The sequence below is a fragment of the Paenarthrobacter sp. TAF1 genome, assembly GCF_052113825.1.
Taxonomy (GTDB): domain Bacteria; phylum Actinomycetota; class Actinomycetes; order Actinomycetales; family Micrococcaceae; genus Arthrobacter; species Arthrobacter nicotinovorans.
Window position 1 is genome coordinate 86,987 of record NZ_JBFRDO010000006.1, and the last position, 24,920, is coordinate 111,906.

A 24,920-nucleotide genomic window follows, 5' to 3' on the forward strand; every position below is an offset into this window, starting at 1 on the left:
CCGACCCGGGGCAACTGATCCCTACAAGCTGCGGTCCGTAGCGTTTGCTCCTGGCACTGTGTTCAAGCGCTACGGCCCGCTTTCCTTTCCACTGCAGGAGGCCATGGTGAATCCCGGGGGTATGGCTTTCGTTGCCTGCGGACCTGGCACGCTGCTGGTGGAGATACTAACTCCGCCTTTCTCTGCGCCACCCGTAGAAGCGTTCGTGGAGGCCGTCCAGTCTCTTGAGCTCTGCGGAATCCTGGGTCTGAAAAAGATGAAGGACGGTGTCCTTCTGACCTACGACGAGCGGTCGATGGGAGTTCGGGATCTGCGGGCGCTTCTTGCGGCAGCCTATTCCAAAGTCACCTACGACGCTGGGGATTATTGCCCGAGAACCTACACGCTTCCCATAACTTTCGGAGGCCCTGCCGGGCCGGACCTGGCGGTGGCATGTGTTCTCTTCGATACTACGGAACGAACTCTCATCAGGCGGCTCTGCCGAAGTAAGCGCACCATCAAGATGTTTGCTGCACCTGGGGCCTCAGCGCTCCTTGAAATACCTTGGTCCGACGACGGGCTCCAGGCCTTTCAAGCGAGCAGATCGAAGCGGGCTGCGCCGCCTGGGTCTTTGTTGCTTTCGGGTGCCGGCCTCACAATTACCAGCCGCGAATGCTACTCAGACGAATGCCTTATAGGAAGAGTCAGCTACGGTGCTGGCTCTGCTATCGATGCCTTCCAGCTGGGAGATTCTGTGTGGCTAAGGGGCCAGCCATGCCAGCAGGATCAAAGCTAACGACTGGTAGTTAGTATGGAACATCACTGTCGATGGGCTGGGTGGATGACATGAGTGAATTACCGCGCTTGCGGGCCAATGCTGCAGTCCGGGAGTTCCTCTCCGGGCGGGAATGGTCAAACCAGACGCCAGCGCGGCGCCGTATCATTGAAGGTTTTCTGCGGCTGGCCACAAGCCGTGGTTTCGAATCGGTCACCATGCGCACCCTGGGGAGCGAGGTCGGTATGAAAGCCCCCAGTATTTACTCCAGCTTCCCTAAGGGCAAAGAGGAGATTGTCGCCGAAGCGCTCAGATGGTTCACAGACTCTTTTGCCCATGACCTCCTGTCAGGAGCAGAGACGGCGACGTCAGCCGAGGAGTACTGGGCTGCCCTCGTGCGTTGCCACCTCAGCCTGCAGCTTCGAAGACCCGAACCCGGACTGTGGGACCTGCTGATCGCTGCGGACAAGGTGGCGAGGTTCCTCGACGACGAGGTCCGTAGGGATGCCGACCGTTGGGTGCGGTTACACGAGGGCATGTACATTGCTGCAGCTGAAGAGATGGGGTTCGAGCTAACCGGCCAGACAGTCCAAGTGATACTGACCCTCCTGGACGGTGCGAGACGGTGGGGCGGAAACGGCGAGTCCCTGGATGAGTTGAGCCTTCGCACCGTCGGGCTGACCCGTTCCATCCTCGAAAGCAGTGGCCGGCGTCCGCTGCCTATTGGTGTCCCAAGCTGGCACACGGCCGGACTAACCGACGTCGATACTGTGATTCGGAACTCATAACTCAGTGACGGGGACTACATGAACAACACCACAATCGATGCTCCCCAGGTGAAGCATCACACCAAGGAAGCACGGCTCAGCGGCAGTATGGGGGTGGGGGAGCTTGTAATGAATGTGCTTGCGTTCTCTTCACCTCTGGCGACGGTGGCCGGGACCCTGCCGGTTCTGCTCATGTTCAGCGGCCAAACCGCGCCGGCCATCTACATGCTCGTGACGTTGATGTTGCTGATATTTTCAGTGGGGTTCGTGAAGATGAGTCGTAGTGTCAAGGGGCCTGGCGGTTTCTACTCCTTTGTCACGGCCGGGCTTGGGAGGCCCGCTGGCTTGGGAGGCGCTTTTCTTGCGCTGTTCGGCTACATCTTCATCGGATTCTTTGCGCCCGCTTTCTTCGGGGTGACGCTTCAGGGTTACGTGGTCAGTACCTTAGGCGGCCCTGAGATCCCTTGGTACTGGTACGCACTGGGGATCATAGCTCTGACCACAGTGCTGGCTTACAACCGTATCGATCTCTCGGCGAAGCTGCTGACCGTAGTCATGCTTCTGGAAGTGGCCGTGGTGATTGTCTTTAACGTCGCGTCTTTTTCCGCTCAAGGCTTCGACGGTGTGCAGGGCACGGTATTTGCGATGCCCTCCCTGGGTGACGCAACGCTGGGCTTGGCACTGCTATTTGCCGTAGGAAACTTCTTCGGCTTCGAAGCCACTGTCATCTATCGGGACGAAGTGAAGAACCCGGACCGCACCATTCCCAGGGCAACTTATATTGCCGTCGTGGGTATTGGCCTCTTCTACGCGGTGGCGGCCTGGGCCTTCATCGCCTTCCTGGGACCTGAAAACGTCCAGTCAGCAGCAGAGAGCAATACAGTAAACCTTTTCAATGACTCCGTCGCGGCATTGGTTGGCAAGACCTTCGCTGATATAGCAGTAATCCTGCTTATTACGTCTGTACTTGCGTGCATGCTGTCGATCCAGAACATTGCGGCACGATACAGCTTCGCGTTGGCCAAAGATCATGCGCTGCCGCCGGTTCTCGGCCGCGTACACCGCAAACACAAGTCGCCTTTCGTGTCGGCACTCGCTGTGGGACTCGTCTGGGCCGCAGCCACAGTGATTTTCACTGTGCTGGGGGTATCACCTGATGTGCTCTACCCAATTGCCAGCGGCAGCGGTACTTTTGCCGTGCTGTTGCTGATGTTCATCACGAGTTTTGCAGTGCTCGTCTACTTCCTCCGTCGCCGCCGTTTCGCGCCGGAGTCCCTATGGAAGAGCATCATTGCGCCGCTCATCAGTGTGATGTTCCTGGGCGCTATAACGTATCTGGCGATCATGAACTACCCGGAACTCATAGGCGGCTCAATGCTGCTAACGGTGATCTTCATGAGTTTTACTTTTGCGTTGTTCTTCGGTGGCATCGTCTACGCCATCTACCTTCGGAACAAGCGCCCGGATGTTTACGCGAAGCTGGGCCGCCAGAGCATCGACTGAGCCGCGCTCGGACCTGCTGGGTCCGAAGATCCCTCACTCGTGCGGTCCACGGTTGCACAACTTTCCCTCTTGTTGGAGACCTCTTATGAACAGTTACTACCCGCTCGCCCTTTTGCTTGCACGACAGGAAGCTGCGCAGAGCGCCCTTGAAACAGCGACCAGCGCCCTCCCGAACGCGCCAGTCATTCCTGACGCAGGAAAGACTCGACCGCTATGGCTTGACGCCCTGCGGGGTCGCGTCGCTACGCTCCTTCACCGCATCGCCTGGTCGCTTGAGCCGGATGAGCAGGTCGGCAGCAATCAATAGCCGGGACCTGCATGCCAAGACGGGTCGGCTGGACGTGTGGGTGCTGCGCCGAACTGAGGAATGGGCAGAAAAGGAAGTGTGGACAGCGTCCGCACTTTCCACCTAGGACTCGCCTGTACAACCGCCGGACTGGCCGGGATTCCGCATGTTTACGCCACTTCCAGCCACGACAAGGCCTGGAATCCCATTCGAGTCCCACCTCGGGCACGGCATACCCCCTCGTCTGAGGGGGTTTTTGCTTCTACGGGTGTACATTCTGGGTGGTCAGGTCCCTCTGACGCTGGCCGCAGCGCTTTGTTCAAGGTCATGGCGGTGTACCGACTGCGGCTGTCGGCTGTATTCAAGCTGTTTTCGTTTGTTTGCGATGTGCACAAATGTGTTGAGCGCCTATGCAAGGTCAGCGGCTAGCTGCATGGACAGTGAAAAACTGCGAGTGCAAGCCCTGTGAAAGGCGAACGCGCTGACGGTAGGGACCGAAGGCCGGGACAATCCGCTTGGCAGCCCCCAAGCTGTTGGCGCCACAAATCAACGAAGCTGAATTGATCTAGGCGAATAGGGTTTGCTCGAGCCCAGGCTCAAACTCGTCATGGTGTCCGTGACACGCCATCAGTGCTCGAAACAGCCGGCGAAGTGTGGTGATCAATCTGTGGAACCATGCGTTCGGCGCGCTAGGTACCTCGTCCTGCTTCTGCAAGGAATCTAAAGGCGCTCCAAGGCCTGGAAACCAATCGGCAGTCCTGCCGGTGCCGGGCTGCGAACGACGGCTGACGCTGCTGTCCCGCTCGGAACACGGCCCGTCCGTCACAAGAAAGGCATGCCAATTCCTGACGGGTGGCATTCTGCTCTTCCGGAAGAAGCCCGGCAAATTCTGTTGCGGTCCATTCCGTGCCGTCCAATATGCTTTTTGCCATATACAAGGTGCCTCCTCGTGTATTGCTAACTGAAGTTCGAACGGCCATCAATTAGCTCCGCCGCCGGCCACCTCGCGAACGCCGGTATCCCGCGAGCCACTGTCAGTCACCAGCCGGGGCGGGGTAAGTTTCGGCGCCTCATTGCCTGCCGTGTTTGTTCTGGAGACGATTCGGTCGTCTGAAGGTCATGGGCCGCAGGTAGCCACTGCGGGCCCATGACCGCCTTCAGGCCTGCTATTTCGAGCTGGGTCGTCCGGGGATATGGCTAAGAATGGACTTGGAGAAGCCGCCATCGACGCAGATATCCTGACCGGTGACGTAGCCGGATAGTGGGCTTACGAGAAATTCGATCACGTTGGCGATGTCCATCGGATCTCCTATTCTTGCGAGCGGGATAATTTCCTCTCGCGCCTTCTTGATTTTGGGATCTTCATACATTTTTTCGGTCATCCGGGTATGGGTCATGCCGGGGGAGACTACGTTGACGCGGATGCCGTCGGGTGCCCATTCCAATGCCAGTGTCTGGGCCAACATTGTCAGCGCGGCCTTGCTTGGGCTGTAGGCGCCGGATCCCGCGTGTGGTTGTTGACCGGACATGGATGAGGTGAAGCAGGCGGCGCCGTGGCTGTCCTTCAGGTGCTGGTAGCTTGCTTTGGCGAGAAGCCATGGGCCGCGCAGGTTGACGGAGAACATTGCGTCCCAGTCTTCAAGGGAGACGTCGCATATGGGTCCGGGGTTGGCGATTCCGGCATTGGCTACCAACGCGTCCAGGCCACCGAATTCTGCAACGGCAGCTTTGACCAGCTGGCTCGGCACGTTGGGGTCGCCGAGATCACCTGCCAGTGCGATGGCGGTGCCTCCCACAGCCTGGATTGAACGAACAACCTGCTCTTGGCTGCTGTTTGATTCGTGTCCGCAGACTGCAATCATTGGCTGCTCCCCGCGCGCAAGGGCTGCCTCCGCGAGTCTCAGGGATGCTGCAGCGCCGATTCCGCTGCTTCCGCCACTGACCAAAGCCCTCATTACACAAACTCCTCTTTCAGGTTTTTTCGCATTGATAAATTAGACCTCTATAATGCTGGTTTCTTCCGTGCTCGAATACATTCTTGGTGGAGCCCGGTTTCCGGCGGAAGGAGTTAACTCTCCAGTTCCCATCCGTGGTTCTTGAGGTCCTGCATCGCTTTCGCAAATTCGTGGACTGGATTGTCCTCACGGATGATCTCCAGAACGACATTCCCGACGCCGCATGTGTCCTTGACGGCGTCGCCCAGCCCAGCCCAGTCAATGACTCCCGTGCCGATGGGGTCGTGACCCCAAGTGTCCACGCCGGTGTCGGAAATGTGCACCAGTCCGATGGCCTGGTGATGGTCCCGCAGACTGGCGACGGGATCTTCTCCGATGAAGGCGGCGTTGGCGACGTCGTAGACGATCTTGACAGAATCGTCGTTGATCGTGCTGACGACACCTGCCAAGTCCTGGATTGTGGGAGTGAAGCAGTAGGGGGTGTTTTCGAAGAGCAATCGTGTGCCAGCCTGCTTGGCCACCGGGATGAGACTTTCCAGGCTTTCATACATCCATCCGTGGACGCTTTCGAGCGAGGGCGAGATCATAGGACGGCGGGTGCCGGGGGAGATCACGACCTCAGCGACGTCCCAAGCGGCCGCCAAGTCAATTACCGACTTGATGTGATCAATACTTTTGCGGCGCATGCTGGCCCCGGGGCTGGCCAGGTTGATGTCATATCCGCCAGCGTTCAAGGACCGTATTTCCGCACCGTACCGGCTGAGCCTGTCTTGGATGGCCGTGCGTTCGGAGGTTGCTAACTCATCCGGCCAGCAGTGCGGAGAACTGACTGGAACCTCGAACGTTTTGTAGCCGTTGTCGACAAGCTCGGCTATCGCATCGATCGCCGTCGCTGACCAAAGATATGAAAACGTATTGATAATCATGCTGTTCACGTAGGAGAAGTCCTCTCAGTTCCGCGCCATGGAGAAAGAAGCTTCCCTTCATAACGCACTATAAATTCTGAGCTGCCGCGGAGCTGCGGCCGAACTGCCGCAGCTCCGAACCGACCGTCTATTTGGAGTGCCGGGAGACGTCGACCATCGAGGTGGTGCCCGAAACCAACTTTTCGCCTTCGAGTACCTCAGAGTCTGCCAGTGCCACAGTGGAACGGTCACCGCGGTTGCCGGTCTCCGGCAGCGTGAAGTAGACGACGAGGCACAATGCGACGACGACGATCATGTAGACGGCGACGAGCATCGGCTGCCCGGCTCCGACAAATGCGGCAGCGATCAGAGGTGCGGTTCCACCAAAGACGGCAATCACGATCTGATGCGCGAAACCGATGCCTGATACCCGGACGGAAGCCGGGAACAATTCGGCCTGGATGGTCGGATAGACCGACTGCCAGATGCCGAGAACTACCCACCCGGAGGCCGATACCAGGACGTATACCCAGAATCCCGGCTGGTTGAGGAGCAGGAGCAAGGGGTAGAAGAGAACGATCATGCCGATGGCGCCGATGATTGGGAAGATTTTGCGCCGGCCGAGTCGATCAGAGAGTGCGCCGCATGTCGGCACGATAACCACCAGCAGGGCCAGCCCGATAACACTTCCGGCGAGTGTGGAGGAGAGGTCCCGGCCGCTGGTGAGTTTGGCGTACGTGGGAAGGAAGGTGGCCCAGGTGTAGTAGGCCACGGCTGGTGCGGAGAGTGCAGCTGCCTGAAGCAGGGCCTTCGGGTGCTCGCGAAGCAGATCCATCAGGCGCGCCGCAGCGGACTTCTGGTCGACAAGGGCTTCTGCTTCGAACTCGGGGGTCTCTTCAGCCCGGGCCCTCAGGATCAGGCCGACGATGCCGAGGAAGCCGCCCACAACGAAGGGGATGCGCCATCCCCATGCGGCGAGATCGGCGGTGGAGAACGATGACGTCACCATCGCTGCGGCGCCCGTAGCTGCCAGGGTTGCAAGGCCACTTGCCATATTGGTGAAGGAACCGAACAAGCCTCGCCTGTTCGATGGAGCGTGTTCGACCATGAACGCGATGGCACTTTGGCCTTCGCTGCCGGCCGAAATGCCCTGGATGACGCGGGCAACCAGGAAGAGGACGGGTGCCGCATAGCCGATGCTCGCAAATGACGGTGTGAGGCCGATGATGAGTGAGCCGAGCGCCATCCCGGAGACGGATAGAGTCAGGATGAGCCGCCGTCCAAAACGATCAGCCAGTGGCGAGATGATGATGCCGCTAAGAGGCCGTACAACAAAGCCGACGGCGTACGTCAGGAGTGCGGCTATCAGGGAGGCGAACGGGGAGTCGCTGGGGAATATCTGCGACGAGAATACCGCTGCGAGCAGGCCGTAGATGTACCAGTCGTACCACTCAACGAAGTGGCCGATCGTGCCTGCAATCAGGTTCAGGGTGCGGCGCGGATGTTTGGACGTTTCGGGACGCCCCGAAGTGTCGGGACTGCCGACTGCTTCTTTTGAGGTCTTCATTGAACTCTCCATGTTTTCACGTTTAGCGCTTTGGTTATAGTGCTGGATCTGGGCACCTGGTGTGCGGGGCCGGGCCGCCTGTTAGTGCGTCCGACCGGTTGACGAAATGCCAGGGGAGGCGGCCGGTGCGGGGCGGGCGGCGCTGCTTGCCAATAAGCGAAGAAAGCTTTCACAAACCTCCAGGCTCCGAATGAGATCGGTTGCTGAGATCGGTTGCATTCAACAATACGGATGGAATGTGATCTTTGTCAATGCACAATAGCGACGTTTCGTCCCATGCCAACGCCACTCACGGCCCGTCGCTAGGCTGCATCAATCGAGGGAAAGTGGTGCCTCGTTGTCGAAGTCCTGAAACTGCACACCTGACCAGGTGCATTCGAGGCGGCCGTAAGTGGCCCAGTAGTCATCCCAGTGTGCGAGCTTCCAGTTATCGCGCTCCAAAGCACGCTTGATGAGTCGCGAACGCAGGACGTCTTGGGGCACCCGGACTCGTATCACGGTGATCTCGGGAGAGGGCCAGTGGAAGTCATTTGCCGCACGGGTCAGGTAGCCCGGATCGTCAAAATAGGCCCCGAAGGGGGCGTCGAGGACTACGGAGCGGCCGAGGCGCAGGTTTACTCCTGCCACATCCATGAGGGTCTCGTACTCAAGGGGCAGCAGATTGGCGCGATAGTAGTCGTTTGACTCGCGGTCGGTCGGGTCATGCCCCGTGGCGGTCAGTGCGAATTCGACGAAGCGGCCGCTCACCCGGTCCTTGTCCAGGTAAGCCGCTTGATGCTTCTCAGCCGTTTGTTGCGCGATGGTTGTTTTCCCTGAGCCGGCTGGTCCAATGACGATGAAGACCTGGGGAGACATTATCCGCGTGCCTCTGCTACTGCTGCGAGGAAGGCCCGGGCTGCTTCGGTGACGCGGGTGAAGTCCCCGTCAGGCTGCCATGCCTTGGTAACGTAACTGCCCACGCCGACGCCCGCCACGCCTGCGGCGAACCACTCGCCAACATTTTCCAGTGTGACGCCACCTGCAGGCATGATCGGCAGGTGCGCCAGAGGTGCGAGCACTGCCTTTGCGTAGGCCACCCCGCCGGCCTCGGTGGGGAAGAGCTTGAGGATGTCAGCTCCTGCCTCGGCGGACTCAACGAATTCCGTGGGTGTGAAGGCTCCGCTGATGGTTGGCACCTGATAGCGGTTCGCGGTCCGGATCATCGCAGGGTTCAACTGGGGGCTGACGAGGAACTCGGCGCCAGCCCGGATGCATTCGTACGCGGAGTGCTCGTCAAGAACCGTTCCCGCACCAACCGCCACTCCGCTTGGTCCATGCTTTGCGGCCAGGCGCCGGATCACCTCGACGGCCCCGGGAATCGACAGGGTGATCTCCAATGCCCGGAAGCCACCCTCGATGGCAGCCTCCGCGACCTTCTCGGCAACCTCGGCGCTCTCAAGTCGCACAATAAGGACGGCCCCGGACTCGTCGATGGTCTGCAGGGTACGAAGTTTCTTATTCATGATGCCCTCTCTCCGGCCGGGTGGCTCTTTGCTCCAGCCAAACCCGGCTCTATTGATGTTTCGTTGACAAACTCTCCCACCATCCATAGTGTTATTGCAACCGATCTCAGCAACCGATCTCATACAAGGGGGTATTGCGGTTGACTAAAGTACGAACAATTATTCTTGGTGCATCCCATTGGCATGTTCCACTCTGCGCACAGGCCATGGCCGAAGAACACGACATGATCGCAGTAGGCGACGATGATGTCTCCCGTTTGCAGGTGCAGAAACTGGCAGACGGCTGGGGAGCGCCGGTTGAAGCTGACTGGCAGAAACTGGTGGATTTGCCCGACGTCGGACTCGCCTATGTGTTTGGTCCCCACGAGGGTATGGCAGAAAAGTGCATGGCCCTGATCGAGCGGAATATTCCGTTCGTCGTGGAAAAGCCATTGGGCACCTCCCTTGGCGAGCTGTCCACCGTGCGTCAGGCCGCCGAAGCAGCTGGCGTACCGGCCACGGTGCCCTTGGTGCAGCGTGGCGGCCCGACGGACCAATGGCTCGCCAAGGCAGGCCGGCCAAGTTATCAACGGTCCTCGTTCATTGCTGGTCCGCCATCCCGGTACCTCCACAATGCCAATCCCTGGATGCTCGATCCTTCCAAGGCTGGGGGAGGCTGCCTGGCCAACCTGGCCCCTCATTTTGTTGACCTGTTTCTACGGGGCACCGGCGAATCAGAGCTGCAGGTGCAATCCCGGCTCTCATCGGTTCTTCACGGCCAAGATATTGAGGATCACGCGAGCCTTATCCTCACTACGCCCGAGGGCCGCGAAACCATCGTGGAAGTCGGCTACGCATTCCCGGGCTCGCCGCTGAAGCGTTACTGCAGCTTCACATCGGTCGGCGAAGCGGGATTTGCCGCCGTTGATTCCGACGGCACAGCTACTTTCACGTCGACGGACGGCACCACGGAAGTGGACAAGATTAATGTCGACAGCGACCCACTCTACGATCCGTTTGTCCGAAGTGTCGCCCGGACGCTGGAAGATGGATTCCAGGGCCTGACAACGCTGGCCCAGCTCGAAGATGTCATGCGCCCCATTTGGCGGGCCTATGACGATCAGCACGGAGGAAGAGAACATGCCTGACTTGAGTATCGACGTCGTCGCTAAAGCCGCCGGGGTTCACCGGTCAACCGTCTCCCGGGCGTTCTCACGCCCTGAGGCTGTGAAGAGTGAAACGCGCGAGCATATCCTTCGGGTTGCCGAGGGACTTGGCTACACCATGAGTCCGCTGGCACAGGCGCTTCGTCGCAAGACCAGCAACATCATTCCTCTGATCGTCCCTGACATTACGAACCCGTTCTTCGCGGAACTTGCCAAAACGATGACACAAGCAGCTGACGAGCGCGGCTACCAGCTCATGCTCTGCGTCACCAACGGCGACCCTGCCAAATCTGATGGATACTTCACGGCCATGCAGGCGATGTATGCCCCGTTCGGGATTGTGGCACCCTCCACAAAGGTGGACACCGAGGCGCTGAAGCGTTTCGCCTTCGGCCACAAGGTTGTGGTGATTGACCGCGTGGAAGGCGACGACTCCGTTCCAACGGTTACCGTTGACAGCCGCAAAGGAATCATGCTGGCGTTGGATCACCTGCATTCCCTGGGGCATACCTCGATCGGATACGTATCCGGTATCGCCGGCACACACACGGCCCAGGACCGGATGGACGCCTATCTGGAGCTCACCGCCCAAAGCGGCAGCACACCTGTCGTGCTCGACAGCGGGTCAGACCTCGATGCGGGCACGCGCGGTGCGGAGCATTTCCTGGCTATGGACAATCCACCCACAGCGATCATTGCAGCCAACGACATGGTGGCTTTCGCGGTGATTTCGGCGCTCGGCCGAAGTGGCCTTCGGGTACCGGAAGACGTGTCGGTCATCGGGTTTGATGGGCTCGCTCTAGGTGCCCGCTTCAACCCACCACTGACAACCGTGCGGCAGCCGATCGCTGACATGGGACACATCGCCATCGAATTGGCTGAAAAGCAAAATGTTGACGGCTCCGTGGACCATATCGTCCTCGAACCCGAACTTCTGGTCCGCGGCTCCACCTCGGAGCTCCGCAAATGAGCGGGGCGCAGGAGCAGAAGCTTCGGCCTCTGCCGGGGCTCCAGCACACGGACCACGTCGGTTTGACGGTTCCCAACCTTGAAGAAGGCATTCGCTTCTTCGTCGACGTTCTTGGAGCTGAAGAGTTATACCGCTCCGAACGCGGGCCGGACGAAGAGTTCATGCCCACGAACTTTGAAGTCCCGGCAGATGCCAAGCTCACGCTCGCCATGTTGCGGCTGCCACCGAATCTCAATATCGAGCTTTTCGAGTGGAGCAGTGCTGAGCGGCGCGAGACGCCACCGAGGCATTGCGACGCCGGAGGGCACCACCTGTGCTTCGTTGTGGATGACGTCGATGAAGCCATTGCCGTGCTGCAGGAAACGCCTGGAGTACGTGTGCTCGGTGAGCGCAAGGAAGTTGCCGGCGATAGCCCGCGCGTAGCCGGCAACCGTTGGACCTATTTCGTAACCCCCTGGGGCCTGCTGATGGAAATCGTGGATCGATCCCGCGTCCCGGCCCCTCCCCGACTGGTCGGTCCCATGGACTGGGCAGCAGCTCCACACACTTCAGAAAGGACATAGAACAATGCGGCTAGCGGGTCATACACTAGGCACCCCGAACCACACGGTTCCCCAAGCACTTAGTCTCTTCCGGGCCGCAGGGCTCGATGCGGCAGAAGTCATCTACCAGGACGACTACAAGTCCGGCTTGCCCCTAGGGGACCGGCACTCCGCGGCGGAGGCACTCAAAGCGTCCGAAGGCGAAGGCATCCCCATTGTGGGACTAACGCCGTACACCACCGCCATCAACTCACTGGACGATGCCGAATGGCGCAAAGCCGTCGACGAATTTCGTGGAGCCATAGATACCGCACAACTGCTCGGGGCTGACAGGGTCCGCGTCTACGCCGGCTCCTGGCACCCCGGAGACACCGACCACGCTACGCGGTGGGGGCAGTTGCGCAAAGCCTTGGAGACCCTCGCGCCCGAAGCCCATCAAGCCGGCGTCCGCCTTTGCGTAGAGAACCACTTCGGCACGATGACCCAGACCGCAGCGGACACCGCGGCACTCGTCCGGGAAATTGCCCAGCCCTCCGTCCGCGTGCTCTACGACCAGGCCAACCTGACCTTCACGCACGACGAAAGCTACCAAGAGGCCTTCGCCGTCCAAGGTGACCTGATCGGCCACGTCCACGTCAAAGACCTTGTCTTCACCGACCCGACGGCGACCTTCCGAGCCTCGGAGACGGCCAGGGTCAACGCCTCAGAGCGTGCAGTCCGGTCACGTGTGGTCGGAAGCGGCGTTGTACCGTGGTCCCCGATTCTCGCCGCACTGCTGAAGCACGGCTACGACGATGTACTCAGCATCGAACTCGAATACCGCTGGCACCCGCAAGATCTCCCCACCCCCGAGGATGGATTCCGGGAATCCGCCGCAGTCCTGCGCTCAATGCTCACTGATTTGGCCGAAGTAAGGAACGCCTGATGAACACCAACCGCCTCCGTGTCGGAGTTATCGGCGCCGGCAACATCGCCACCATCGCGCAACTGCCCACCCTCGTCCAACGGGACGACGTCGAGCTGGCCGCCTTGGTTTCCCGGCGCGAAGATCCCAGCGGCCTGGTCCGGCGCTGGGGCTTCAACGCCGCCTACAAGACAGTGGAGGAGATGCTGGCCGCGCAGGAACTGGATGCAGTGTTCGTGCTGACCCCGCGCTCCGAGCACGCCCACGCCGTCGAGCTTTGCCTCAACCGCGACGTGGACGTGTTCTGCGAGAAACCGCTTGCCCCAGCGACAGCTGAGGCAGAACATTTGGCAGACCTCGCCGACGAGCGGGGACGGATACTCATGGTTGACTTCAACCGGCGCTATGCACCCGTCTACACGGCCGGCCGGGAGGCTTTCGGCGACAAAGGCGCCACCTTCTGCGTTGCCCAAAAGAACCGCCCTGGATCCGAATACCGTGCAACGTTCGAGAACGCCATCCACATGGTCGATCTCCTGCGCTGGTACTGCGGGGGCGAACCTGAGCACGTCGCCGCCCACGCTGCTGGTGAAGATCCCTGGGAAGAAGACGGAATCGCAGCGACCATCCGCTTCAGCACCGGTAACACCGGCGTCCTGATGGCCGCCCGAACAGCGGGAGCATGGAACGAGAAACTGGACGCCTACGGTGACGGGAAGACCGTCGAAGTCAGGGCGCCCGAAACAGTTTCCACCACTATCAACGGCGTCACTACCTCACGGGAACTCAGCGCCGAAGCGTACGGCTGGGCTACTGCGACAGACACCCTCGGATTCTCAGCCGCCGTTCACCATTTCCTGGACCGGGTGGCCGACAGGGCCCAGCCGCTGACTTCAGGCCGCGAAGCAGTACGCACCCAGCGCCTGCTGGACCAGATCCTCGCCGCGGCCGGCCTGCCCACAGAGGAGCAAACGGGGCGCGAATGGGCGAGCCACGCAGTCAACGCAAGCTGAATCTTTACTCACGTAAGGAGGTGTCACCATCGCTCTCCTTCGTGCTCGTAGGGATGCACCGGAAGTCTTCGGAGCGGGGAAGCGGTCATTTCGTGGGCGTTTCACCGCCCTTGCCGGCATCCTGCTGGTTGCCTTTAGCGCTCGCGAAGCGGTTTCGGCGGCGTCTCCGCTCTTGGGCCGAATTGGCACGGACCTTCCCTTTGACGCCCTGACCACAGGAATTCTCGGAATGCTGCCGACCGCCAGCTTCGCAGTGGTGGGCTTCGCTGCCCTTCCGCTCCTGCGGCGCCTCCAGTTGGAGCAACTCCTGGTGATTGCGATCCTGCTAACAACATTGGGTCAGCTAGGCCGCGCAGTGGGATGGAATGTCCTGGCATTCCTGGTGTTCACCTGTGTCGCCATGCTCGGGATTGGTCTGGTCAATGTCGTGGCTCCACCTCTCCTGGCGAAGTACTTCCCAGACAGAATCGGGCTGCTCGCAGCGATCCACGTCACACTCCTGGGTGTCAGCACGGCAGTAGCCGCCCAATTCGCCATTCCCTTGGATGCACTTTATGGCTGGCGGTTCTCCATCGGTATTTGGGCTGCCCTCAGCGCGTTGGCTGCGGTCCCGTGGCTGATTCTTCTTGTGGCCAGAAGGACCGTTGCCCGCTCGGGGGAACATGCAGCGGAGGGCAGGCAGTTGCCTTCTGCGAATGGAGTCAGACCGTGGCGATCAGCTATCGGCTGGGGCACAGCATTGGTTTTTGCTGGTTGTTCCAGCAATACTTTTGCGGCGCTCACTTGGCTCCCGGCTGTCCTCGTTGACAGAGGACTGAGCCAGGAAACTGCCGGATCCATGCTGGCGCTCTATTCAATTCTTGCTCTGCCGGTCGCTTTGATTGTGCCCATGGTTGTTGTGAGGATGTCCCGGCCACTACCTGTTGCCGTCCTGTTTGTCGTAGCTTTCGCCTTAGGCTACGGCGGAATCATGATGGCGCCGCCAGCTTCGGCAGCCTTGTGGGTCGTCATTGCCGGGCTGGGCCAGGGCGCCTATTCCTTTGCATTCATCATGATCAATAAGCGAACACGAACGCAGTCCGGTTCAGGAAGTCTGTCTGCGTTTTCCCAAGGAACCGGCTATGCCCTCGCAAGCGTCGGCCCGTTCCTTTTCGCGCTCCTGCACACTCCCGGGGATGGTTGGCTGCCCTCGTTCGGCATGCTCGGTGTCTGGCTCCTGGTGCTTGTGGCAGGGGCCATCATGGTCAACAAACCACGCATGCTTGAAGACACCACAGTCTGGTGCCGCCGTTCCAAGCAACCGATTCACTAATTTCCGAAGCAACTCAAAGGAGAGATTACATGAGCACCGCTTATGGCCCTGGGCCTGATCTTTGCGCGTCCGACATCATGACGACGGCGACACAGCCCCCGCGCGTCGCCGTGGTGGGCGCGGCCGGGTGGGCAGGATCCCGTCATGCCCGGGCTTTCGCCCAGGTGGGCGCCAACGTCACCCACCTTGTGGAGAAGGACGAACGGGCGGTTTCATTGGCTGACGAGCTGGGCGCGCGCGTGGTGCCCGGCATCCAGGACCTTCATTCTGATCAACTGGACTTGGTCGTCGTCGCGCTACCCACCACTCTGCAACCGGAAATCTGTGCAGATTTGCTGAACAGGGGATTCCGGGTGCTGACGGAAAAGCCCGTGGCGGCAGATACAGCAGGTGCCGCCGTCGTGTCCGCCGCTACAGGAGTGAACGAACGACTCATGGTGGGGTATACACTCCATCAGCATCCCGCCGTCGAACTCCTCTCCGAGTGGATCCGAGACAACGACGTGATCGCTGTCAACGTTCGATCGGTCGCCCACAAGGAGACGATCGACTCATGGCGCGCTGATCCGGGTGAGGGCGGCGTTGCGGTGGTAAACGGCATTCATGCCATCGAACTGGTCTCTTCGTGGTTCGAGGGTGACCCAAAAGTCCTTGCCACAAGCGTCAGCAGCAGCCTTTACGGGTCTCCGGTACCGGAACACGTCATTTCCACGCTCGAATTCCCGTCTGGCGTGGTGTTCACTCTGCAGACTTACTGGTCTCCCTGGCAGGAACCCCAAGGGCTCAACCAAGGAGATTGGAGCCTCACCGTGGATGTTCTGGCCACTGGCGGCCGTATGTTGTGGTCAAACGATTCCCTTCACGTGTGGAACCGTGACGGCGGACAACAGGAGAAATACTTCGAGCCCTCGGACCTCTTCCTGCGCCAGGCAGCAGCAGCCGTGAGGTTCTGCAGGGGTGACGCGCCTGCCGTTACTTTTGCCCAGGCGCTCCGCGCCACGGAAATCGCCGACGCCGTTCAGGCGGCCTCGGCCTCCGGCGCTCCGGAGGTGCCAGCCCCCTAAGCACCAATCGAACCGATCAAAGGTCGACCCGCCGAACCGAGCATTATCGAGTAAGGAAAATGAACATGAAACCAGCACCTCACACTCCGACCGCACGAGCACTGCGCTCGAGCTGCACCCGGAACGGAGAGAATCGATGAGCCTCAAAGACCAAGTGGTCCTGGTAACCGGATCAAGCGGAGGAATCGGCGACGCCGCGGTCACCGCACTCACAACCGCCGGAGCCAGGGTCATCGGCGCCGATCGTTCCCCCAAAGAGGACCAGTCCTTGGAGGCGTTTTACCCCCTCGACATCACCTCGGAACAACAATGCGCTACGGTCATCCAGGACATCCAAGCCCAACACGGCCGTGTTGATGTCCTCATCCATGCAGCAGGAGTGCTCGGCCCCACCCCGGACATCATGGAAACAACCACCGAAGAGTTCGACTCCATCCTGAGGATCAACGCCACCGCGACCTTCACCATGGTCCGGGAGACCGCAAAATCCATGCTTGCGACCGGCACGGCCGGCTCCATCGTGGTCCTGTCCTCAGTTGCGGCCAAAGAATCACGCCTCAACTACCTGCCCTACAACGCGAGCAAGCTCGCCGTCCTCCACATCATGTGGTCCTTTGCCGAACTGCTCGGACCCAATGGAATCTCTGTAAACGCGATCGCACCAGGACCGGTGAACACACCCATGTGGGCACAATTTGCCCGGGATTCCGGTCCGGACGCTGCAGCCAACCGAGCGAAGAGGGCAGCGCAGCTGCCGATGCGCCGGTTCGCTGAACCCGATGAAGTAGCCCGGGCCATCCTGTTCCTTTCAGATCCCGACAACCGCTACATCACGGGGGTGTCCTTGGACGTGGCCGGCGGGGCACATCTGGGAATAGGAACCTGAGACTCCCGACAGAGCTTGTCCATTGGCGGCCCGTGGCTGTGTGCCCTTGACTCACCCGGAGCAACATCAACGGCATAGGGCTGCCCTCATCCAGGAAGGTCATTGAGCAGTCAGAGACGGGTCCCTGACCTACGAAGGAGACACATAATGCGACATCACCACACTGCCCTGCACGTCACGGATATGGAGCGGAGCGAGCGATTCTATGTGGATGGCCTCGGACTGGCGCGTTTGGATGCCTGGACGTCGGGACCATATATCGGAGAACTTTACGGCCGTCCTGACGTGACCGTTAGAGCCATGCTTCTCGCTACCAGCGACGGATCCTTCCGGCTGGAACTAGCACATGCCGAACCGCTACTGCCAGCAGTTGATCCAACACGGGCGCAACCGGGCACAGCTCACCTGGCCTTTACAGACATTGACGTTCGAGAGGTTTACGCCAGGATGACAGCGCTGGGTTACAGCGCGGTGTCTGAACCCGTTGCCCCGACCTCGGGCCCCATTGCCGGCGGGTGGTTGGTTTACCTCCTCGATCCTGACGGAAATCGTGTGGAGCTGATTCAGCCGCCGGACTGGCGCCCAAGCCAGGACACGTAAGGCGCCCGCCGGCTGAATGACGCGCCGGCCCCGCCACCCCCGACTGCTTCGGGGGTGCAAGAGCTCCGCTCAATGTTGCGCAAAAGCAGGCCCCGTGAGCCGTCGGCGACGGTCACAGGGCCTGCTTTTTGTGTTTTGCGGGAGAGTGCGGCTGGTTGGTGCGTCGACTTACCCCTTGACACCACCGGAGGTCATGCCGGCCACAAACCAGCGCTGGAATGCCAGGAAGATTGAGAGAACAGGGATGAAGGCAACCACGATGAATGCGGCGAAGAGTCCCCAGAAGCTACCGAAGCCGGTGGTTATGTATCGCACTATGCCGTTCTGCACGGTCTTCATGTCTTCAGTGGTGGCGAGGACAGTGCCGACAAGGAAGTCGTTCCAAACGAACACGAAGATGAAGATGGCGACGGCAGCGATACCAGGACGTATGAGAGGGAGGATGATGCGCCACAGGATCTGCATGCGGGAGCAGCCATCGATGGCGGCCGCTTCCTCGATTTCCACAGGAATATTCTCGATGAAATTACGTAAGAACAGGATGGTTTGTCCACAGATGATTGCCGTGTAGACGATGATCATCATGGGGTAAGTGTTGATTAATGCGGTCTTGACGAACATCGAGTACAGCGCGATAAAGACTACGATGGCCGGGACCATGGACAGGACCAGAATCCCTGTCATCAGAGTTTCCATGCGGCGGCTCCGATACCTTGTGGCCACATATGCCGCAGGGATACAGATGGCCAGAGCCAGGACGATAGAGCCGCCGGCATAGATGAGGGAGTTTACGAAGAATCGGATGTTGGTCGAGGTCAGAAGGCCGACATAGMCCTCGGATGAGAATGGGGCCGGTATCCATTTTGGCGGGAATTCCAGTGTGCCTGAACCGGTCTTCAGTGACGTGGACACAATCCATGCGACCGGCGGGAGTACCACCGTTGCGGAGAGGATGATGTACGCCCAGGCAGGGACTGCCCGGATGAAACTGCCCAAGCGCCGCTGGCGGCGCGGGGTTGTGATGCTCACAGGCTTTCCTTCCGTCGGAAGCGAATGGCGACGAGGGTCAGGACGATGTTGACGGCGAAGAGCAGGATTGCCGTTGCTGATGCTCCGGAGAGATCAAACTTGTCGAACATCTGGTTGTAGACCCGCATGGACAGGGTTTCTGTAGAACCGATGGGGCCTCCTCTTGTGGTGACGAGGATGATGGTGACCATCTGCACATAGAGCATGAGAAGGACGACCACGACGGAGACGATGGTGTTGCGCAAGTAGGGCAGCGTGATGTTCACGAACTGGTGCCAAATACCGCCGCCGTCCACTTTGAGGCTTTCGCGGAGCTCCTCAGGAATCGTTTGAAGGGCGCCCAGGAAGAGGAGCATCGCTTGCGGGTAGGACCACCAGGCTGTCATCAGTGTTACTGCAACCAGCGCACTGGTCGGTGTTGAGAATACGTCCGTGGGACCGAACCCGAGGGACTTGGTGATCGCTGATGCTGGGCCGTAGTTGGGGTTGAGGAACCACAGCCAGATTGTTCCTGCAGTGGCCTGGGACATCAGCCAGGGAAGGAGGAAGAGGCTCCGGACCGAACGCTTGAAGCGGTGAAGGTTGTTGAGCACGATTGCAGATAGCAGCCCTGCCGGCAAAGCGATAACCAAGGCCCCGAGCGAGAACACCAAGGTTGTCCATATGCGGCTCGGCAGGTCGGAGTCTGAGAACAATCGGGCAAAGGAATTCAGACCCGAGAATTTGCCAATCTGGTAATACGACGTCTCGTGCAGGGCCGTCCACGCTGTGTAGATGAGCGGCCCCACAAATACAAAGAGGAAGACGGCGCTGACCGGGAGGACGTAGAGCCATACCATTCGATCCCTACGGACTCGGCGGAGGGTCTGGGTGCCTAAGGGCGACGTTGGGGTCTTGCGAGGGCTGCGGATGGGGCTTTTGGTTGACATTATCTGTCCCTTCCAGGGGGAGCCTGGTTTCCCAGGCTCCCCCTATTTCGGGCGGCTACTTCTTGTTGGCCGCGTCCTGGGCGGAACGAATAAAGTCGTTGCCTGATGAGCCGTTGAGAGTCAGCTTCTGCCCGGCTTGGGAGAGGCCAGTGGCAAGCGCGGTCCATGTGTTGGAATACGTGCGTGGTTCACTGTTGGTCTTGACGTAGGCCGCGATGTCGTTGACGGTCTTTGCCTCTGGAGTGGAGAAGAACGGTTGCTGGTAGGTGGCGGCACGGGTGGGTACCTCACCGCCGGTTGCCATCAGCGCACCGGCTTCCGGCCCGGTCATGTACTCGATAAACTTCCAGGCAGCCTCGGTGTTTTTACTGCCGTTTCCGATCCCCAGGGTCCATCCAATGGTGGTACCTGTCGTGTCGCCGGTACTCGCCTTCGGCAGGGCCGTCCACTTGAGGTCCTTGTTCTGGGAGCCGAAGGAAACCGCTCGTTCTGTGCCCAGGACCGCCATCGCGACAGTGCCGCTCGCCATGCCGTCAGCTACCGTGCCGTACGTGTCGGATACGACGTTGCTACCAAGAGCCTTTGCGTCCCTGAGCTTGGCCAGGAAGTCACCAAACTCGTTGCCTTTGTCCGTCGCGAAATCAGCTTGACCATCCTTGTTCCAGATTTCCTGATCCACCTGGGACATGAAGCAGTTAAAGAAGGTACTGATGATGGCCGAGTTATCTGTGTCCGAGAAGCCCGTCCCGAACCCGGTAAAGCCAGCGGCAGCAGCCTTCTTGGCGACTTCGACAACCTCGTTGTATGTGGTCGGGACGGCCGCGCCGATCTGGCTAAGGATCTTTTGGTTGTAGTAGAGGGCACAGGTTCGGTATTCGTACGGCACTGCAACAGGCTTGCCGTCGGGCCCCGCAAGAGTGTCTGTGGGACGCAGCCAATCAGTTACCTTCGAGGCGGCGTCCGGCAGAGGGGAGTAGACGCCGGCAGATGCCATCTGGGGAACGACGGGAGTGAACATCTTGAAGACATCAGGGGCCTGACCTGCTGCCGCGGCCTGAGGGAGTCTGTTCAACATGTCGCCCAACGAAACGACGGAGAGGTTGATCTTGATGTCCGGGTTGGCCGCCTCAAACTTGGCAATGTTTTCCTTCAGTGCCTTTGAACGCGGATTAGCCTGGCTGGGATCGAGGAAGTCCCAGTAGTTCAGAGTCACGGGACCTTTGGGTTCCGAAGCTGAGGGTGAACAGCCGCTGAGGGCAAGGCCGGCCACAACGGCTGTTACGAGCGCCAAGCCCCATCGCTTTTTGATCATGAATTTCTCCTGTGAATGGGTGTGCTGATGTGGGAGCATGCCGTGCTCAAGCGACGCGTGCTAAATGCGGGACTTCGACGGTAGGGAGAAGCCGATTGGTTCATCGAATCTCTCCTTTGAGATCGGTTGCATTTTCAGAAGTAGGACTGAGATCGGTTGCTGAGATCGGTTGCACTAAATTTAGGGCCGCGGGATGGCTCTGTCAAGGAAAGATTCGATATAGATCCGGAACGGACTAAATCCCTGACTCAGCCCTGGGTGTTGACCTTTGAAAGCCGGAACCTTTCGGAGCCCCCAAGCACGGGTTGAGCACCGCAGAGTGAACAGCCCGTGGCTTGGCGTGCTGGTCTGGGCGTGCTGGTCTGACGTGGAGAAGTTCCAGCCGGAAATCCCGTCACCCGTGGTGGGCATCAGGGCTCTGACCCAGGATCCTCCGCCTGCTGTCGATCAATCAGGGGGGCCGCTGCGGGCCTTAGCAAGCGATCACGTTAACAGCGAGGCCGCCGCGGGACGTTTCTTTGTACTTGCTTTTCATGTCTGCTCCTGTCTCCCGCATCGTCTTGATGGCTGTGTCAAGCGAGACGTGGTGGACGCCGTCTCCGCGCAGGCTGATCCGCGCAGCGTTGATGGCTTTGTTGCTGGCCATTGCGTTGCGTTCGATGCACGGGATCTGGACCAGGCCACCAACGGGGTCGCAGGTCAGCCCGAGGTTGTGCTCGATACCAATCTCGGCGGCGTTCTCCACCTGCTGGGGTGTGCCGCCCAGAATTTCGCACAGTGCGCCCGCTGCCATGGAACAGGCTGAGCCGACTTCCCCTTGGCAGCCGACTTCGGCGCCGGAAATGGAGGCGTTCTGCTTAAACAGGACACCTATGGCAGCTGCGGTGAGGAGGAATCGGATCACTGCTTCTTCGTTGGCTCCGGGTGTGAACATCATGTAGTAGTGCAGCACCGCTGGAATGATTCCGGCAGCGCCGTTGGTGGGGGCGGTGACGACGCGTCCACCCGTGGCGTTCTCTTCGTTCACCGCCAGGGCAAACAGGTTCACCCAGTCCACTGCACGCAAGGGATCGCTGGTGTCGTCTTTCGCTTGCAGGTCCGCCAGCAGCCGCGGCGCACGACGGCGGACCATCAGGTTCCCGGGCAGGTGTTCTTCCGTTCGGCTACAGCCGCGTGACACGCACTCTTTCATGGTTTCCCAGATGTGCATCAACTGCGCGCGGGTTTCCTCCTCGCTGCGCCAAGCGCTTTCGTTGGCGAGCATAACGTCGCTGATGGAAAGGCCTTCACGCTTGCAGTGGGCCAACAGTTCTTCGGCGTCGGAGAACGGATAGGGGAGTTGTATCGTCTCGGGACGCGAGTTCCCAACGTCATTCTCGTCAACGACGAAGCCGCCGCCCACTGAGTAGTAGACGCGTTCGCTCAGCACTCTCCCCAGATTGTCGAAGGCTTGGAACCGCATGCCGTTTGGATGCGCAGGCAATGACTTGCGCAGATGGAGCACCACGTCCTTGCTTCTGTTGAAGGTGATCATTCGGCGCCCTGCAAGCAATATCTTCCCGGCCTCAGTGGCTTCGTTGACCACATTGTCTGCCGTGGTTGTGTCTACGGTTTCCGGCGACTCGCCCATGAATCCCAGGATGACCGCCTTATCCGAGCCGTGCCCGCGTCCGGTAGCCCCCAGCGAACCGAACAGTCCAGCATGAAGGCGATCAACGGCGTCGAACTTTTCTTCCCTCTCCAGTTCTTCGACGAACGCGCGGGCCGCGCGCATCGGCCCCACGGTGTGGGACGACGAGGGGCCGATTCCGATTGAGAAAAGGTCAAGGGCACTTAAAGCCATGGCATACCTCCGGTGCAGATTTGGTGTGGGGTCTGCTACCAGCTTGGGTGCGAATGCGGTCAGCGTCTATCGGAAACTTTTGAACAGAACGTCAAGCAGAACTTAACAATTCGCCTGGACTCCCGCGCGCGTCACGCTTTGGGGCGGGCGTCAGCAGCTTTCCGCAGTTCGTCGACGACGGCCGCTACTGCCGGCGATTCCCGGCTGGCCGCACGGTGCAAGACAATGATGTTGCGGCCGCAGCTTGGATCTACGCGACGCACCACCAGGTCGTCCGTTTCCCGGCCGAGGTTCAGTTCACTCATCAGGGCGACCCCGAGGCCACCACGGACCAATCCCAGGGTGGCCATCAGGTTTCGACAGTGGGCTATGACGTTCGGCTCGAATCCAGCGTCGCGGCAGGTTTGCAGGACGAATTGCTCAAAAACGCTGCCTTCCTGGTCCAGGATCCACCGTTCATCGGCGTAGTCGGCCAGCGTCGCAGCGTCCGGTGCCTCTCGGTCCTGGGGGAGGCAGAGGATGATTTCATCGCGGGCCAGAATAGTCTTCACGAGTCCCTCATCCTGGATGTCGTGCAGGTCATCCACCACTGCGACATCGATGTGCCCTTCCCTCAACTGGGCCACACTTTCGAATGGTTCGAGGTCGGACACGGTGATGTCGAGTCGCGGGTAGCTGGCCTGAAGGGACATGACGGCGGCGGGGAGCACCGTGCTGCAAAAGCTGGGGAAAGCGCTGATGGCGAGGTGTCCACGGACATCTGTCTGGAGCTTCTTTAAGTTCACCTCGGCCGCCTCAACTTCAGCAGCTATCCGGCCAAAATGCTTCACCAGCATGACTCCGGCTTCCGTCAGCCGCACTTTCCGGCCGGCACGGATCAGGAGCGCCAGCCCGGCCTCCCGTTCAAGCACGGCCAACTGCTGGCTGACCGCCGACGTTGTCATATGGAGCTTGGCGGCAACGGCCGTCATGGTTCCCTCAACCTCAAGGGTCTTGAGGATTTGCAGGCGTCGGATATCGAGCACGGGACCTCCCAGGGTTTAGGACCACTTAACCTCAGAACTGCGGTCTCAGCTACTTTCCGACGACGGGTGGACGAATCCCAGCGTCGCGGCCCCTTGTTCATCGATGAGCCGGCCGAGGTGCTTGCTCATCCTGAACACCACGCTGCGGTCAACGATGCGGGCGCTCGGCACGGCAGCTTCCATGGCAGCCTCGAAGCGCATGACATCGGACATTTCCTTCAGCCAGACCGCCACCACCAAGTTGTACTGGCTTGCGACGGCCAGCGCCGTTCGGGCTTCAGGAATCTTAGCCATGAGCCCCTTCATCTGCTGAACGTGCTTGGCGGCGGTCCGCATGAAGTACCAGGCGTAGACAGGCCAACCCGTGACCGTGCGTGCGACGTCCGTGCGTATCCGCAGCATGCCATCGGCGCGCATGCGGGCCAGCCCATCCGCGACGCGCTGTTCGCTGAGTCCATGTTCTGCGGCAATGCGGCTGACGGGGCGCCGCCCATCTTCGGCCAGGCAATGGCGGAGCGCTGCTTCGACGTCAGGGTGCACGGTCCGCGGCGCCCGTGCCCGTGGTGGGCGGGGGCGGGGGACCCTGGCTGCCTCCTGCGGTGTGAGGGCGCGGAGCCTCCAATCGGAGGCCTCCATGACTACTTCGGTAACGAGATGCGTCTGGGTGTTCCTGACGCCTTCCAAGCCGCCGATGCGGTTGGTGACTGTGTCCCAGATGGAGAGCGGGGTGTCGGCGAGGACCGTGGCCAACAGATCCCGTCCGCCGGAGGTGTGGTCGAGGGTCATCACTTCCGGGATCTGCGCCAATTGGCGGGCCACGTCGCCCGTTTGCTGGGGTTTGCAGGTGATGTCCACCAGGGCCGATGCTCCGTCGGGGAAGATGCCGGTGACCCATGCGAGCCCGCGTTCGCGCAGCGAGTCCCAGCGCCTGGCGAGGGTTACGGCGTCGACTCCGATCATGGGGGCCAGTTCACTCCACGGCGCCCGACCTTCGATCTGAAGAGCATGGATGAGGCGCTCCTCGAGTGGATCAAGCATGTTTTCCGGCATAGAAAACAGAATAGCCACGGAAAGCTGCAATTTCATCAATTGGAAACACGGCACTTC

23 protein-coding genes are annotated in these 24,920 nt (G+C 60.1%); 12 read left to right on the top strand and 11 right to left on the bottom strand.

Annotated features, from left to right (window positions below; translation table 11 throughout):
- Positions 1 to 103: 103 nt before the first annotated feature.
- Genes AB4Y81_RS10950 through AB4Y81_RS10960 form a run of 3 tightly spaced genes read left to right on the top strand, consistent with a single transcriptional unit; the run spans position 104 to position 3,024 of the window.
- On the top strand, positions 104 to 775 hold the full coding sequence (locus tag AB4Y81_RS10950) for a carboxyltransferase domain-containing protein (RefSeq protein WP_441995844.1): 672 nt from the start codon (positions 104 to 106) through the stop codon (positions 773 to 775).
- Between the two features lie 50 nt (positions 776 to 825).
- A complete protein-coding gene (locus tag AB4Y81_RS10955; protein WP_441995845.1) occupies positions 826 to 1,542 on the top strand; it encodes a TetR/AcrR family transcriptional regulator in 717 nt (238 codons plus the stop codon).
- A gap of 18 nt (positions 1,543 to 1,560) precedes the next feature.
- Positions 1,561 to 3,024: an APC family permease gene (locus tag AB4Y81_RS10960; RefSeq protein WP_039240946.1), complete on the top strand. Its 1,464-nt coding sequence runs from the start codon at positions 1,561 to 1,563 to the stop codon at positions 3,022 to 3,024.
- A gap of 1,452 nt (positions 3,025 to 4,476) precedes the next feature.
- Here the strand turns inward: AB4Y81_RS10960 and AB4Y81_RS10965 are convergent.
- The 5 genes from AB4Y81_RS10965 to AB4Y81_RS10985 all read right to left on the bottom strand — a co-directional run bounded on the left by AB4Y81_RS10965 (position 4,477) and on the right by AB4Y81_RS10985 (position 9,239).
- Entirely contained in the window at positions 4,477 to 5,265 is a 789-nt protein-coding gene (locus AB4Y81_RS10965; protein ID WP_018778623.1) for an SDR family NAD(P)-dependent oxidoreductase, read from the bottom strand.
- A gap of 113 nt (positions 5,266 to 5,378) precedes the next feature.
- Positions 5,379 to 6,191 carry a sugar phosphate isomerase/epimerase family protein gene (locus AB4Y81_RS10970; protein ID WP_441995927.1) on the bottom strand — a complete coding sequence of 271 codons (813 nt, stop codon included), beginning with the start codon at positions 6,189 to 6,191 and terminating at the stop codon, positions 5,379 to 5,381.
- Positions 6,192 to 6,318: 127 nt separating this feature from the next.
- Positions 6,319 to 7,737 (bottom strand): MFS transporter, encoded by a 1,419-nt coding sequence (locus tag AB4Y81_RS10975; protein WP_441995848.1) that lies wholly within the window; start codon positions 7,735 to 7,737, stop codon positions 6,319 to 6,321.
- A gap of 312 nt (positions 7,738 to 8,049) precedes the next feature.
- Entirely contained in the window at positions 8,050 to 8,592 is a 543-nt protein-coding gene (locus AB4Y81_RS10980; RefSeq protein ID WP_275779123.1) for an AAA family ATPase, read from the bottom strand.
- A complete protein-coding gene (locus AB4Y81_RS10985) occupies positions 8,592 to 9,239 on the bottom strand; it encodes a bifunctional 4-hydroxy-2-oxoglutarate aldolase/2-dehydro-3-deoxy-phosphogluconate aldolase (RefSeq protein WP_018778619.1) in 648 nt (215 codons plus the stop codon). Before AB4Y81_RS10985 ends, AB4Y81_RS10980 begins: the two co-directional genes overlap by 1 nt.
- A gap of 206 nt (positions 9,240 to 9,445) precedes the next feature.
- On the opposite strand from AB4Y81_RS10985, the gene AB4Y81_RS10990 reads away from it, so the two are divergent.
- The 9 genes from AB4Y81_RS10990 to AB4Y81_RS11030 all read left to right on the top strand — a co-directional run bounded on the left by AB4Y81_RS10990 (position 9,446) and on the right by AB4Y81_RS11030 (position 17,675).
- Positions 9,446 to 10,366: a Gfo/Idh/MocA family protein gene (locus tag AB4Y81_RS10990; RefSeq protein ID WP_275779126.1), complete on the top strand. Its 921-nt coding sequence runs from the start codon at positions 9,446 to 9,448 to the stop codon at positions 10,364 to 10,366.
- A complete protein-coding gene (locus AB4Y81_RS10995) occupies positions 10,359 to 11,354 on the top strand; it encodes a LacI family DNA-binding transcriptional regulator (RefSeq protein WP_018778617.1) in 996 nt (331 codons plus the stop codon). The genes AB4Y81_RS10990 and AB4Y81_RS10995 overlap by 8 nt, the downstream gene beginning before the upstream one ends.
- Entirely contained in the window at positions 11,351 to 11,917 is a 567-nt protein-coding gene (locus tag AB4Y81_RS11000) for a VOC family protein (protein WP_039240957.1), read from the top strand. Before AB4Y81_RS10995 ends, AB4Y81_RS11000 begins: the two co-directional genes overlap by 4 nt.
- 4 nt (positions 11,918 to 11,921) lie before the next feature.
- On the top strand, positions 11,922 to 12,821 hold the full coding sequence (locus AB4Y81_RS11005) for a sugar phosphate isomerase/epimerase family protein (RefSeq protein ID WP_441995851.1): 900 nt from the start codon (positions 11,922 to 11,924) through the stop codon (positions 12,819 to 12,821).
- Positions 12,821 to 13,813, top strand: coding sequence for a Gfo/Idh/MocA family protein (locus AB4Y81_RS11010; RefSeq protein ID WP_354627740.1), 993 nt, complete (start codon positions 12,821 to 12,823; stop codon positions 13,811 to 13,813). The genes AB4Y81_RS11005 and AB4Y81_RS11010 overlap by 1 nt, the downstream gene beginning before the upstream one ends.
- A gap of 124 nt (positions 13,814 to 13,937) precedes the next feature.
- Entirely contained in the window at positions 13,938 to 15,125 is a 1,188-nt protein-coding gene (locus AB4Y81_RS11015) for an MFS transporter (RefSeq protein ID WP_441995928.1), read from the top strand.
- Positions 15,126 to 15,154: 29 nt separating this feature from the next.
- Positions 15,155 to 16,189: a Gfo/Idh/MocA family protein gene (locus tag AB4Y81_RS11020; RefSeq protein ID WP_441995852.1), complete on the top strand. Its 1,035-nt coding sequence runs from the start codon at positions 15,155 to 15,157 to the stop codon at positions 16,187 to 16,189.
- A gap of 136 nt (positions 16,190 to 16,325) precedes the next feature.
- Positions 16,326 to 17,075 carry an SDR family NAD(P)-dependent oxidoreductase gene (locus tag AB4Y81_RS11025; protein ID WP_441995854.1) on the top strand — a complete coding sequence of 250 codons (750 nt, stop codon included), beginning with the start codon at positions 16,326 to 16,328 and terminating at the stop codon, positions 17,073 to 17,075.
- Between the two features lie 147 nt (positions 17,076 to 17,222).
- On the top strand, positions 17,223 to 17,675 hold the full coding sequence (locus AB4Y81_RS11030) for a VOC family protein (RefSeq protein ID WP_441995855.1): 453 nt from the start codon (positions 17,223 to 17,225) through the stop codon (positions 17,673 to 17,675).
- Between the two features lie 168 nt (positions 17,676 to 17,843).
- Here the strand turns inward: AB4Y81_RS11030 and AB4Y81_RS11035 are convergent, their stop codons facing one another.
- The 6 genes from AB4Y81_RS11035 to AB4Y81_RS11060 all read right to left on the bottom strand — a co-directional run bounded on the left by AB4Y81_RS11035 (position 17,844) and on the right by AB4Y81_RS11060 (position 24,851).
- Entirely contained in the window at positions 17,844 to 18,704 is an 861-nt protein-coding gene (locus tag AB4Y81_RS11035; RefSeq protein WP_441995857.1) for a carbohydrate ABC transporter permease, read from the bottom strand.
- Positions 18,701 to 19,543, bottom strand: coding sequence for a carbohydrate ABC transporter permease (locus AB4Y81_RS11040; protein ID WP_018778608.1), 843 nt, complete (start codon positions 19,541 to 19,543; stop codon positions 18,701 to 18,703). The genes AB4Y81_RS11035 and AB4Y81_RS11040 overlap by 4 nt, the downstream gene beginning before the upstream one ends.
- Positions 19,544 to 19,688: 145 nt before the next feature.
- Entirely contained in the window at positions 19,689 to 20,945 is a 1,257-nt protein-coding gene (locus AB4Y81_RS11045) for an ABC transporter substrate-binding protein (RefSeq protein WP_018778607.1), read from the bottom strand.
- A 472-nt stretch (positions 20,946 to 21,417) separates the two neighbouring features.
- Positions 21,418 to 22,788, bottom strand: coding sequence for an L-serine ammonia-lyase (locus AB4Y81_RS11050; RefSeq protein ID WP_441995859.1), 1,371 nt, complete (start codon positions 22,786 to 22,788; stop codon positions 21,418 to 21,420).
- Positions 22,789 to 22,919: 131 nt separating this feature from the next.
- Positions 22,920 to 23,813, bottom strand: coding sequence for a LysR substrate-binding domain-containing protein (locus tag AB4Y81_RS11055; protein WP_441995860.1), 894 nt, complete (start codon positions 23,811 to 23,813; stop codon positions 22,920 to 22,922).
- A 45-nt stretch (positions 23,814 to 23,858) separates the two neighbouring features.
- On the bottom strand, positions 23,859 to 24,851 hold the full coding sequence (locus AB4Y81_RS11060; protein WP_235338904.1) for an Lrp/AsnC family transcriptional regulator: 993 nt from the start codon (positions 24,849 to 24,851) through the stop codon (positions 23,859 to 23,861).
- Positions 24,852 to 24,920: the final 69 nt, after the last annotated feature.